This window comes from Pseudomonas sp. S3_B11 (assembly GCF_054667715.1).
Genome location: NZ_CP162749.1, coordinates 2,893,734 through 2,906,809, shown reverse-complemented (window position 1 = coordinate 2,906,809; position 13,076 = coordinate 2,893,734). Strand labels below are relative to the sequence as shown.

The following is a 13,076-nucleotide window of genomic DNA, read 5'->3' as shown; positions in this document are numbered from 1 at the left end:
TTGCACGAGGTGTCATGTGAGTAACGTTTTCGATCCCCGCGAAGCCGGGCATTACATCGCCCCGCAAGGCTTGTACGAGCGCAACAAGAAACGTCCATTCCTGGGCAGCGTCCACTGTGATCGTGACACGCTGGTCGCCGGTCAATGGGATGACATCACCCTGGTCTACGAGGTCGGTGGCAGTGGCCTGGCCGATGGTGCCTGGCTCAAGCTGGCCTTCAAGTTCTATTCCGACTGGGCTTTGTTCCAGACCTCGAACCCGGCCGGCCCCAACTACGTCAGCGCCGAATACCAGGCCGGTGAATTGATGCCCGGCCAGAGCCAGGCCACCGTGCAGCACTTGAAAGTGCGCTTCGACCAGAAGGGCCATGAACGGCCGTTCCAGAAAGCGATCATCATCGACATCATCGACGGTTACCTGAACCCGGGCGACAAAGTCATCATTCGTCTGGGTGACCGACGCCAGGGTGGGGCGGGGACGCGGGTGCAGAGTTTCGTCGAGAAGGACTTCCGTTTCCGTCTGTTCATCGACCCGTTGGGCAGCTCGAAATTTGCCGAGGTGCCGGGCGACCCCTTGCTGGACATCGTGCCGGGACCGGCGCGGAGCGTGCAGTTGATCGTGCCGCGACTGGTCAGCGCCGGTGAGGCGTTCGATGTCCTGTTGCGGGTGGATGATGCCTGGGGCAACACCTGCCGAAACTTGCCGCTCAACGGTGTCCTGACCCTCGTTGACCCGGAAGGTGGCGAGCGCCAACAGCCGTTCACGCTGGCCGCAGAAGGTTGGGCCGCGGCCCGGCTCGAGGGGCTTGATCTCGGCGCCGTGGGCGAGTGGCGTTTGTCCGCCAAGGTGGCAGAGCCTTTTGTCGACGGCGCCCAGGCCTTTGTTACCGTCGACCCGGCCGGTACTGCGTTGCGTCCGCTCTACGCCGACCTGCATGTGCACTCCGATGACACGGTGGGCACCAACGACACCCTGTACAACCTCAGCTACGGTCGCGATGTCGCCGGGCTCGATGTACTCGGCTACACCGCCAACGACTTCAATATCACCGAGCAACGCTGGGACCAGGCGGTCAAGCTGATCCACGAACTCAACGAACCGGGGCGATTTGTTTGTTATCCCGGCACCGAGTGGTGTGGCAACTCTTGTGCGGGCGGCGACCGCAACGTGGTGTTCCTGCATGACCGCAAGCCCGAGTTCCCCTTCGACAACCAGGGGCGGCTGGTGCGCTCCTTCGAGTGGAACGAGTTCACCGCCGGCACCATCAAGCCGGGGGCCTGGCCGGTGGACGAGTTGTACGCCGCCTATGCCAAGGACCCCGAAGGGCATCTGATGATGCCCCACGTCGGCGGACGTCGTTGCAACCTCGACTGGCATCACCCGGAGCTCGAGCGGCTGATCGAGGTCGGTTCGGCCTGGGGCCAGTTCCATTGGGTCTACGCCGAAGCGTTGCAGCGCGGCTATCGGGTGGGAGCCGCGGCGAACAGCGATGAACACCAGGGCCGCTGCGGTGGCGGCGTGCCGGCCACGGCGGTGTTCGGCTCCCGTGGCGGGCTGACCGGCGTTGTCGCCGAGGCTTTCGACCGCGCCAGTGTGGGCAAGGCCCTGCGCGCTCGTCGCACCTTTGCTACGACGGGGGAGCGTTCGTTCGCCAGCTTGCGTCAGGGCAGGCACTTCATGGGTGAAGTCTTCACTGCTGATTCGAATGCCACCTTGGACTATCGACTGCTGGGCGAGGCGGGCTGGGAGCAGGTCGATCTGTTCGATGGCGACAAGCTGATCTGGTCGCGCAACCTGCATCAGGAACTGGGTTTTTGCACGCAACGCATTCGCTTGCGCCTGGGGGGCGCACGGATCAAGGACCGTTATCGCGGCGCCTACTGGACCGGCGAAATCCGCATCACGGGCGCGGTCATCAATGGCTTCCGCGCGCTGGGCCTCGATCATCCCGAGCAGACCGTATGGCGCAAGGATGCGACGGTCCTGGCGTTTCGCACCGACACCAACGGCGATACCGACAGCATCGAAATCGACCTGTCGCAACTGGCCGGCGCGACGCTGCAGGTCCACAGCCGTATCGACAACTACGTCAAGGTCGGCGACCCGTCCGAGCCGCAACCTTACGTACACGCGCCGACGGTGTTGATGACGCTGTCCGGCGAACAGTTGCTGGCGCAATCGCAAGTGGTCGAAGAGTTGCCGGGCGCGGAGTTGAAGGTGTCCCTGGAACGGGTGACCGCCGCAGCGCTGCCCCGTGAGCTGCAGGGGACAATCGAACTGGCCCGGTTGGGTCTTGAGCCAGGTCGTGAACACCCGCTGTTCATCTGCGCCCGCCAGCGGGATCAATCACGGGTATGGACGTCCGCACTGTTTCTGACCCTGTAGGCGTCTGTGCCGGCTGACAGAAAACAATCTGGCCAATTGCTACACGCCGTTGTTCGGCATGATCTAAGCTCCAGAGGAGAGTTACCCGAGCAGGGGGTTTCAATGCGAAGCGCACCTGAAAACAGCCTGAAGAAGGCGCTGAAAGCCTGCCGGAACAGCTTCATTTCTGTCGGGTTTTTCAGCTTTTTCATTAATGCGCTGATGCTCGTACCCACGTTTTACATGCTCCAGGTCTATGGGCGAGTGATCACCAGCGGCAGTCTTACGACCCTGACCATGCTGACGCTGATCATGACCGCATTGCTGGTGACCCTCGGTTCGCTGGAATGGATCCGTTCGCGTGTCATGGTTCGGGTCAGCACCCGGCTGGATGTGCTGCTCAGTCGCCAAGTCTATAAGGCCAGTTTCAAACGGGCTCTGGAGAGTGGCGGCATGGATGCTTCAGCCCAATCGCTCAACGACTTGACCGGCTTGCGACAGTTCCTCTCCGGCAACGGCTTGTTCGCGTTTTTCGATGCGCCCTGGTTACCGATCTATATCGCGGTAATGTTCCTGTTTCATCCCTGGTTTGGTTGGGTCGCGACGGGCAGCGCGCTGTTGTTGCTCGCGCTCGCCTTCGTCAACGAACGGCTGACCGGGCCGGCACTGGCCCAGGCCAACAAGGAGCACATCGGCGCGACGCTCTACACCACCAAGAACCTGCGCAACGCCGAGGTCATCGAATCCATGGGCATGCTTGAGACCCTGATGGATCGTTGGGGACGGCGCCAACGCAACGTGCTGTTGCTGCAATCGGCAGCGAGCGACAGCGGGGCGATCATCAGCACGCTGTCGCGCACCTTTCGCATCCTCGTGCAATCGCTGGTGCTGGGGTTGGGGGCGTACCTGGCCGTGGACCATCAGGTAGGGGCCGGCCTGGTGTTCGCCGGGTCCGTGTTGCTCGGGCGGGCGCTGGCCCCCATCGACCTGATCATCGGCAGTTGGAAGGGGTTTATCGCCGCTCGTTCTCAATACAGTCGTTTGAGCGACATCCTCGATAAACAGCAGGCCCAACCCGAGCGCATGTCTTTGCCGGCGCCCCAGGGGCATGTCCAGGTCGAAAACCTGATTGTCGCGGCCCCCGGGTCCAGGACGCCGATCCTCAAGAACATCAGCTTCAGCGCACCTGCCGGCTGCATGGTGGGCATCATCGGTCCCAGTGCGGCGGGAAAGTCGACCCTGGCCAGGGCGTTGCTGGGCGTCTGGGCGGCGCAGCACGGGGTGGTTCGGCTCGATGGCGCCGACATCAGTACTTGGGATAAGCATGAGCTTGGGCCCTATATCGGTTACTTGCCCCAGGACATTGAATTGTTCGAAGGCACCCTCGGCGAAAACATCGCTCGCTTCGCCGGAGTCGATTCGGTGAAGGTGATCCAGGCGGCCAGGACCGCTGGTGTTCACGAGATGATCCTGCAGTTTTCCGATGGTTATGACACTGTCATCGGCAGCGAGGGACTCATGCTTTCGGCGGGGCAGCGCCAGCGTATCGGACTGGCCCGGGCCCTGTATGGCAGCCCACGGCTGATCGTTCTCGACGAGCCCAACTCCAATCTTGACGACGTCGGCGATCGCGCCCTGGCGGCAGCGATCCAGCAACTGAGGCAGACCGGCGCGACGCTGTTTGTCATTACCCACCGGACCAACATTGTGTCGCAGCTTGACCGGCTCATGGTGATGAACGCTGGGGTTATCAGTCTCTACGGGCCACGCGAGCATGTCCTGGCCGAACTTAACGCGCAGCGACAGCCGGCACAGATGCCAGCCGTGCCCGCAAGCACCGGCACGGCTTCGGTCGATACCGGCAAGGGTGATTCCGATGAACCCCATGGTGCCCAGTCGTCAAATTGAGAGCTTCGCTGACCTGCCGACATCCGATCACAATATTCGACGCCTGGGCGTTGTCATCATAGGCGTGATCTTCGGCGTGTTCGGCACCTGGGCGGCCGTCGCGCCCCTCGACGGTGCCGCGTATGCGCCAGGCGTGGTCACCGTGCAGGCTTATCGAAAAACCGTCCAGCACCTTGAAGGCGGCATCGTCAAAGCGCTGCTTGCCCACGACGGCGACATCGTCAAGCGTGACGATCCGCTGATCATTCTCGATGACGCCCAGTTGCGCTTCGAATACGAGATGGCTCGCGGCCAACTGATAGCGGCCAGGGCCATGGAGGCGAGGCTTATCGCCGAGCGCGACAGTTTGCCGACGATCGGTTTTGGTGACATCGCCGATCCCGACAGCCTGCGGGGCATGGAGGCGCGCCAGGGCGAGACGCGGGTATTCAGCGCTCGACAAGGGTCACGGCTGGGCCAGATCGCGGTGCTGCGCGAGCGCGTTGGCCAGTTCCGCCAGCAGATCAAGGGGCTGGAATCGATGGTCGGCTCCAAGGTTCATCTGGAGAAATCCTACAGCGGCGAAATCGATGAGTTGGCTGACCTTCTCAAACAGGGGTTCGTTGACAAGCAGCGCCTGCTCGAACAAGAGCGAAAATTGGGGCTGCTGCGTTCAGAGGTTGCCGATCACCGCTCCACCATTGACCGGACGCGCCTGCAGATCAACGAAACACAGCTGCAGATACTGCAAGTCGACAAGGATTTCAATGCTGACGTCGTCAAGCAACTGGCCGAGATCCAGACCCGGATCTACGACCTGCAGGAAAAAACCTCGGCACTGGAAGACCGGCTCTCTCGTATCGTCATCCGAGCGCCCGAGGCGGGCATGGTGATCGACATGACGGTGCACACCATTGGCGGGATCGTGCGTCCGGCGACGCCACTGCTCGATATCGTGCCCTCGGTGTCCGACCTGGTCATCGAGGCCCAGGTGGCACCGGTGGATATCGATCGCATCGCCATCGGCAAGCGTGCCGATATCCGTTTCGGTGCATTCAATAGCGCCACCACGCCGGTGATCGAAGGCGAGGTCAGCAGTGTGTCGGCAGACCGGATGATCAACGAAAAGACGGGGACGGCTTATTACCTGGCACGGGTGCGGGTAACCGAGGCGGGTGCGCGCACCTTGGGTGAGCGCAAATTATTGCCGGGCATGCCGGCGGACGTTTTGATTATCACCGGGCAACGCACGTTGTTGCAGTATCTGATGCAGCCGGCTCGCAATGCCCTTTCTCAATCGATGATCGAGGAATGACCATGGTTGCGTCGGCAGCTCTGCTAGGCAGTGTATTGATGCTCGCCGCGGGTGCGGTTCTGGCACAAACCGAGGCGGCAGCGCCCGCCGAGGTCAATGCCTCGACGTTTTCCACCGACCTCATGCAGCTTTATCGCGAGGCACGGCTGGAGGATCCGCAGATCGTGGCGTCCTATGCGCAAGCGAAGGCGGGCCAGGAGCATCAGCGCGAAGCCATGGGCGCGCTCTTGCCGCAGTTGTCGTTCAACGCCGGGTCGAACCGGATTCACCAGGAAAGCGATCTGGTGCAGCGCAGTTTCGATAGCGAAAGCTACGGCCTGGTGCTACGTCAGTACCTCTACAACAAAGCTGCGTGGGAGAACTATCAGAAGTTCAAGAGCCTGGCCCGGCAGTCCGAATCCCAGGCCCTGGAAACCCAGGCCGAGGCCTCGGTGGAACTGGCCCGGCGTTACTTCACCGCGCTGGCGGCCGAGGATGAATTGCAGTTGGTGCGGGCAGAACGTCGAACCACCCAGAGGAGCCTGGATCGGATCAATGTGTTGTACGAAAAGCAGCTGGCATTGATCACCGATCAACTCGATCTCAAGGCCCGGGTAGATCTGCTCACGGCCCAGGAACTGGACGCTCGCAATCAGGTCAGCCTCAGTCGCGAGGCACTGGCGGAGATCGTCGGCCGGCCCGTCAAGGAGCGGCTCAACCGGATTCGTGAAGACCTTCAGTTGCAAGTCTCGGCGCACAACCTGGAGACCTGGGTCCGCGATGGCATGGCACTCAACCCGGCGCTCAAGGCCAACGAGAGCGGCGTCGAAGCGGCGGGGGCAGCGTTGCGCAGCGGCAAGGGTGGGCACTATCCGACGCTGAGCCTGAACCTGAGTGCGCAACAGACCAATGAGGGCTACAACAACTCCCTGGCCCCTCGCACCGACAGTTATGTCGCCGGGATAGGTCTTCAGGTACCGCTGTACAGCGGCGGCTCGACCTCGGCGCGGGTCCGTGGGCTCTACGAGGATCAAGTGGTTGCCGAGCAACAGTTGGAGGCGACCCGGCGCCGGGTGGTCAAGGAGATCACCAACGCCTACCTGACCGCCAATTCCAATGGCGAAAAAATCGGTGCGAACCGGCTGGCATTGGAGTCGGCACAGTTATCCAGGGTGGCCGCCGAGAAAGCGCTGAGCTACGGGATGGTCAATTCCGTCGATGTCCTGGCCAGCGTACGCAATGAGTTCCGCGCTCGGCGCGACTTGCTTAAAACCCAATACGACTTTCTCAGCAACGTGCTGATCCTGAACCGCTGGGCGGGGAAACCACCGGCCGAGGGTATCGAAAATTTAAATAGCTGGTTAAGTTCCGGCAGCGTTGGCCAAGACTTTCGCTGATCGGAATAGGCCCATGCGACCTTCCGTTGGCTGATTCGGAGTAGATTTTTGACGATATATTGACTTCATATTTATTAGGCGTTGTAAGTGCATGCCACTCGTCGATTAATTGACGATTTTCTCTCGGCCTCATACAGGTTGCCAATTCCTCGCTCCCGGCTCAACGAGCTGATTTAGCGAGTGTTTTTCTCCTTTCGGGAAGGTTGCGCAGACGGGGCGGTGCCAAGCCTTGGCCGACGGCTGGCTGATGAGCTGTCAGTGGCGCGCCGGGCTGGCCTAGACTCAGCCTACGAGCTCGTAAGGGGCACATTATCATGTGTAAGCTGTTGATAATTATTCCTATTAAGATTGTCTCGATGGTTTCTCCCAGCTTCTTGAAATGCACGCTACCCCCACCAGAACATCCAGTGGACATCCTGGTTTGCCTTGCGAGGGGGTTAGCGATATGAGACCGGATCATAGAGCACCAATCCGCGTGATGTTGGTCGATTGTCGTCCCCTTGTCCTCCGGGGGCTTCATGACTTGATCAACGCCAGAAAGCCGCAGATGGAAGTGAGCGGTCAGGCTTCGACCTATACCCATGCACTGGACCTTGCCGATCAGTTGCGGCCCAACGTGATTTTTTTCAGTTTCTTTCCCGATGCGCTGAACCCTCTGGAGGTTGTCGCCGGGCTGACTCGCAGTGCGCAGATGAAAGTGCTGGTGCTCAAGGGGTTGTATGAGGCCGTTCCTGTCGCCCAGGCGATAGAGGCGGGCGCACGGGGCATTGTGTTGGCCGAAGACCCGACGGAGTCGATTATCCAGGCCATCGTCAAGGTGCATCATCGCGATATCGGAATGGACAGGGCCTGGGCCGGTGGGCTTTCCGGCTATGCCGCCATCGGCCATGCAACCACCCAGTGCAATCTGGAGCAGGCGAAACAGGCTCGGTTGACGCTGCGCGAGAAGGAATTGATTCGTGCCATCGTGGGGGATCCGTCCGCCAAATACATCAGCATCGCTGGGCGCCTGGGTATCAGCGAGCACACGGTGCACAATCACCTCAGTAACATCTATCAGAAGCTTGATCTTATTAACCGCATCGACCTGTTGATGTATGCGCTCAAGCATGGGCTTACCAACAGTGAAGAGCCGCCGGAGTCCACTTGGGTGGAGTTGGATTGACCTTGTTGGAACTGGCTAGGATTTTGTTGATTGAGTACATATCCATTGCTGCGGTAACGGCTGCTTAGGGTTCCGCCCTGACGGCGGGTCACTTTTGGAAAAGCCGGGAGCCGGACCAGCCAAAAGCAACCAAAAGCGCTTTGCCCCCTCCACAATGCCTGCGTTCGGCCAGCGTGGTTAACGGGGCGCCGAGATCAACGTCCACCGCGAGGCGGCCTAGTAGCCGACCTGGCTCTTCCGGTCGTACACCCGTCAGATCTGTGGGAGCAAAGCTTGCTCCCGAAGACAGTGGCACATGCACCATTGATGCAAGCTGACCCACCGCCTTCGCGAGCAAGCTCGCTCCCACACTGGATCTTCATAGGGCAAAAGATTTGTGTTCGGCACAGATTCCTCTTTGAGGTGAGCTGGATTTTGTCGTGATCAGGGAAGGTATGAAAAGCGATGCGAGGATGGTTTCCAGGCCATCCTCGCATCTTTCACGCACGCGATGCTTCAGGCGTTGCCAAAGACAACGTCGCTGCTCTGCAGATCCACGCCCACCAACGTAATGGTTGTTATTTGCCCGCCAGACTCGGCGACCGTAACGACGCTGTCTGCGCCAGCGTTATCGATCGATTGGACAACGGCGCTCTGATCGCCATTGAGCACCAGGGTGTCCCGCAGGTTTTGGCTCACATCAAACCCCGTGACCTGATACTGGTTCTCGGTGAATGTCAGGTCGACGTTGAAGGCATCACGCTCGCCACCCGTGCCAACCAGCGTGTAGTCGAAGAGTGCATCGGCTGCGTTGTTGGCGAACAGGTTGGCGTCGAACGCACTGGTCGCGGTGTCGCCGTCCTTGTCCGTCAGCGTTGCGTTGAACGACAGTTGCACATCGCTGGCCAGGTTCTCGGTTTCCTGGATGAACTGGATGACCGGTATCTTGATTGCGCCACGGCCCATTGTGAGCTGGACGGCATCGATCATCGCCGTGCCCTCGCGCTCGATCTCGAAGGACACCTGCCCACCCGCTTCGGGCGTCAGGGTGTTGACCTCGGTGAGGTTGGAAAACGTGCCGTCTTCGTAGTAGATCCGGAAATACAGGTCCTCGGTCGCGGTGTTGTAGCCGGCCACTGAGTTGTCGATGAAGACTTTCATGCCCGTCACCAGGCTTTCCGGGTTGATGACGAAGCTTTCATCGGCAGCGCTGATGGCCACCAGGTTGTCCCCTTGCAGCAGGTTGTTGCCGACGCCGATGCCGGAGGTGCTGACGTTCATGGCCGCCGGGTCGATGTAGGACGGCAGGGGCGTGGTTTGCAGGGCAGCCTCGGTGGGGTCGGGAGCGCCGAGGCCGATGCCGGTCAGGATATCCGTGGTGGAGGCAAGTGCCTTCGCGGAGAAGAACACGATTTCTTCGGATGTCGAAGGAATGGCCGGATTGCTGGTCTCAGGGATCAACAAGGTGCGCACCGAATCCGGGCCGCCGGCATCGAGCGAACCGTCGGCACTGCTGCGTACGATAGTCGAGCTGAAGCCTTGCACCAGGTCCAGTGCATAGCTGCCATTGGCATAGGCGGTCAGCGTGTAGTCGACGCTGGTAGCGGCGGTGGTGGCGTTGTTGTCGAAGTCACCGGTCAACGTCCCGGCGAAATGGTACGCGCCATTGGCATCCGGCGAGGATGCTTGCTCGACGAGCGTGCCGGTCCCGGTCGTGGTCGTGTCGTCGGGCCTGACCAGGGTGAACTGGCCATTGACCAGCGAGATGTCCAGGCCAGCGGCTCCCAACCCGTCGGCCCCGGCCGATTTATCCCAGAATCCGTATTGCGCAAGCACGCTGCCGGTGCCGATCAGGTTGCCGAACGCGACCGAAGGGCCGTCGTCCTCGAACACCAGGTTCTGTCCGATGTTGAGTGTCGCTGAGGCGCTGTCGCCGTCCTTGTCGGTCTTGGTCGCGATCAGCGTGACCAGATTGTCTGTGAGGCTCTTGGCGTCATCGGGATTGGTGGCGTCGGGATGCACCAGCGCCCGGATCTGGTCGAGCGTGACATCGCCATTGGCGGCCACGCTGACCGTGAACACCAGCAGGTTGGTGCTCGCCGTGCGACCTTCTACCGTTGTGCCGTTGAGCGATAGATTGACCGCTTCCCCCGTGGCCGTGTCGGTCAGCCCGGAAGCGCCGGTCACCACGCCAAGGGCGTAGGTCAGCGTACCAGCACCGTCGGCGCCATAGGCGGAGGTGAAGTTGGCGGCGAAGTTCTGCGTGGCGTTGGTGCCCAGTAGCGTTTCGTCCACGGTCAGGGTTGGTTCGGTGCCAGTGGTGCTGATGCTCGGTCCGTCATCTTCGAACACCAGGTTCTGGCCGATGTTGAGCGTCGCCTGGACGCTGTCACCGTCCTTGTCGGTCTTGGTAGCGGTCAGCGTGACCAGGTTGTCCGAGGTCAGGCTCTTGGCGTCATCGGGATTGCTTGTATTGGGGTGCACCACGGCCCGGATCTGGTCGAGCGTGACATCGCCATTAGTGGCCACGCTGACCGTGAACACCAACAGGTTGGTGCTGGCCGTGCGTCCCTCCACAACCGCACCGTTGAGCGAGAGGTTGACCACCTCGCCCGTGGCCGTGTCGGTGAGCCCGGAAGCGCCGGTCACCGCGCTCAAAGCATAGGTCAGCGTACCCGCACCGTCGGCGCCGAACGAGGAGTTGAAATTGGCGGCGAAGTTCTGCGTGGCGTTGGTGCCCAGTAGCGTTTCGTCCACGGTCAGGGCTGGCTCGATGCCGGTGGTGCTGATGCTCGGCCCGTCATCTTCGAACACCAGGTTCTGGCCGATGTTGAGCGTCGCCTGGACGCTGTCGCCGTCCCTGTCAGTCTTGGTCGCGGTCAGCGTCACCAGGGTGTCCGAGGTCAGGCTCTTGGCGTCATCGGGATTGGTGGTGTTGGGGTGCACCACGGCCCGGATCTGGTCGAGGGTGACATCGCCATTGGTAGCTACGCTGACGGTGAACACCAAGAGGTTGGTGCTGGCTGTGCGGCCTTCTACCGTCGTGCCATTGAGCGAGAGGTTGACCACCTCGCCCGTGGCCGTGTCGGTGAGCCCGGAAGCGCCCGCGACCACACCCAGTGCGTAGGTCAGCGTGCCGGCACCGTCGGCGCCGTAGGCTGAAACGAAGTTGGCGGCGAAGTTCTGCGTGGCGTTGGTGCCCAGTAGCGTCTCGTCCACCGTCAGGGTTGGCTCGGTGCCGGTGGTGCCGATGCTCGGCCCATCGTCTTCGAAAATCATCTTGGAACCGATCTCGGTCTTGGCAATGGAAGCCTGGACCAGGGTGAAGCCGCCGATGTCAAAGTCGGCGTGGCTGGTGCCCTTGGCATCGAGGGCCGCGCCGTTCTCGATGAGCACGCGGTTGTGATCTGACGTGGTTGTGTATTCGATCTGGTAGCCGGCCTTGACGCCGGTGATGGTGGCGACGCCGGAGGCGAAGCTGATGACGATGCCCGCATCATTGACCGAGCCGTCCGAGTTCTCGATGACGGCGCCGGTGCTGATGTTGATGACCCGCACGTTGCTGATCGCAACCGAGGTGTCACCGACATAGCCGTTGATGAAATTCACCCCGGTTTCAGCCGCGGTGCTGAACGCGCTGATTTTTACCACCGCGGTCTTGCCGCTTTGCAACTGCACGATGTCGAAGTTGGCCATCCTCGCATTGAAGACGTCGGTAAAGTCGATGTTGGATTCCACGTCCGCTTCGGTCTGGTCCAGGTTGGGAATGGTCACATCCTGCCTGGCACCGGTGACGAAGGTAAAACGGATGCCTTCCTGCTCCACTATCATCTGGTTATTGGTGCCGAAGGTCGTCGGCCCACCGGCCTGGCTGGTGTTGATCGTGTCGCCCGTGGTGATATTGGCGCCGCTGGATTGGTCGGCCGGGTTCTTGCCGGTGGCGATGATGGTGGGCTCGGTGATCCGCAGGACACCGTCGACCAGCGTTGTCGTCGGGTTCGCCGTGGTGAACATCAGGAAAAGGTTCTGGCCGGAGGGTGCGTTGGCCAGGCTGAACTCCAGGTCCTGGCTCGCGCCGATGAAGACTTTATCCAGCAGATTGACGGCGTCGTCGGGGTTGGTATTGATGGGTTGCTGGAGCGGTTCGTAGAGCACGGTCCAGATCTTGCCGCCGGTGGCGGTTTCTTCAATGTAGGCGGCAAAAACGATTGCACCGGCTGGCCCGCCGGCCCTGCCGAGGACGATATTGTCGTTGGTGTCCGTGTACAGAAGGATGCTGGTGCCATTGAGCGTATCCAGCCCGCTGTCGACACCGTCGAGCGGCGCACCGGTGCTGCCGACGAAGCTGATATTGGTAATGGTTGCTCCAGGCGCGGCGTTGACCGTGAACGCATCGCTGCCGGTGTTGCCCACGGCGCCGGTATAGCCGCTCAAGGCTGCTCCCGTCGCGGTCCCTGTGCCAAGTGCGGTCAGGCGACTGGCGAAGGCCGTGGGGAGGGATACGACCAGAATATCGTTGTCATCCGCGTCTATTGCAGGGCTCGGCGTGGCGGTGCCGTTCTGCAAATTTGCGGTTTCATCCAGCGTTACGTTGATGCCGGTTGCCACGACCCCCAGGCCGGTGCTGGCGGTTGTAGTGTATAGCGAGGCCGGATCGCTCAGCAGTGCTGAGTCTTGCTCGCGAATAGTCATGACTTTCTCCAGAGCATGCGGTCATCGAGGCCTGACCGTTGACCTTATGACCGCAACTATGGGGAAGCCCGGCGTTATTGCGTATCGGCTGATACTCCCAGGCTGGGTGGGAGTTTCGGCCTATGCCACCGGCAATGGGATTGAGCCGGCGTGGGCAGATTTGCGCAAAACCCCAACAGTCCCGGCAAGCCTGCGAAAGCCCGACAGTCGTCGTTGCGAGAAAGTGAAGCCGTCGACAACGACAGCGCCCACGGGCGCCGGGCTGGCGAATGCCTCGTCTGCCCGTTCACGCAGGAG

6 protein-coding genes are annotated in these 13,076 nt (G+C 61.1%); 5 read left to right on the top strand and 1 reads right to left on the bottom strand.

The genetic code is table 11. From position 1 onward, the window contains the following. Nucleotides 1-16: 16 nt before the first annotated feature. The 5 genes from AB4O22_RS13285 (at nucleotide 17) to AB4O22_RS13265 (ending at nucleotide 8,108) form a co-directional block, all read left to right on the top strand. Nucleotides 17-2,386 (top strand): CehA/McbA family metallohydrolase domain-containing protein, encoded by a 2,370-nt coding sequence (locus AB4O22_RS13285; RefSeq protein WP_415239516.1) that lies wholly within the window; start codon nucleotides 17-19, stop codon nucleotides 2,384-2,386. 102 nt (nucleotides 2,387-2,488) lie between these two features. Beyond that, on the top strand, nucleotides 2,489-4,273 hold the full coding sequence (locus AB4O22_RS13280) for a type I secretion system permease/ATPase (protein WP_123350844.1): 1,785 nt from the start codon (nucleotides 2,489-2,491) through the stop codon (nucleotides 4,271-4,273). Next, nucleotides 4,242-5,567: an HlyD family type I secretion periplasmic adaptor subunit gene (locus AB4O22_RS13275; protein ID WP_185047012.1), complete on the top strand. Its 1,326-nt coding sequence runs from the start codon at nucleotides 4,242-4,244 to the stop codon at nucleotides 5,565-5,567. Before AB4O22_RS13280 ends, AB4O22_RS13275 begins: the two co-directional genes overlap by 32 nt. 2 nt (nucleotides 5,568-5,569) lie before the next feature. Next, on the top strand, nucleotides 5,570-6,943 hold the full coding sequence (locus tag AB4O22_RS13270) for a TolC family outer membrane protein (protein WP_123350845.1): 1,374 nt from the start codon (nucleotides 5,570-5,572) through the stop codon (nucleotides 6,941-6,943). 478 nt (nucleotides 6,944-7,421) lie between these two features. After that, entirely contained in the window at nucleotides 7,422-8,108 is a 687-nt protein-coding gene (locus AB4O22_RS13265; protein WP_123350846.1) for a response regulator transcription factor, read from the top strand. Nucleotides 8,109-8,603: 495 nt separating this feature from the next. Here AB4O22_RS13265 and AB4O22_RS13260 read toward each other — a convergent pair whose 3' ends face one another. Then, on the bottom strand, nucleotides 8,604-12,779 hold the full coding sequence (locus AB4O22_RS13260) for a DUF5801 repeats-in-toxin domain-containing protein (RefSeq protein WP_123350847.1): 4,176 nt from the start codon (nucleotides 12,777-12,779) through the stop codon (nucleotides 8,604-8,606). Between the last annotated feature and the right edge of the window lie 297 nt (nucleotides 12,780-13,076).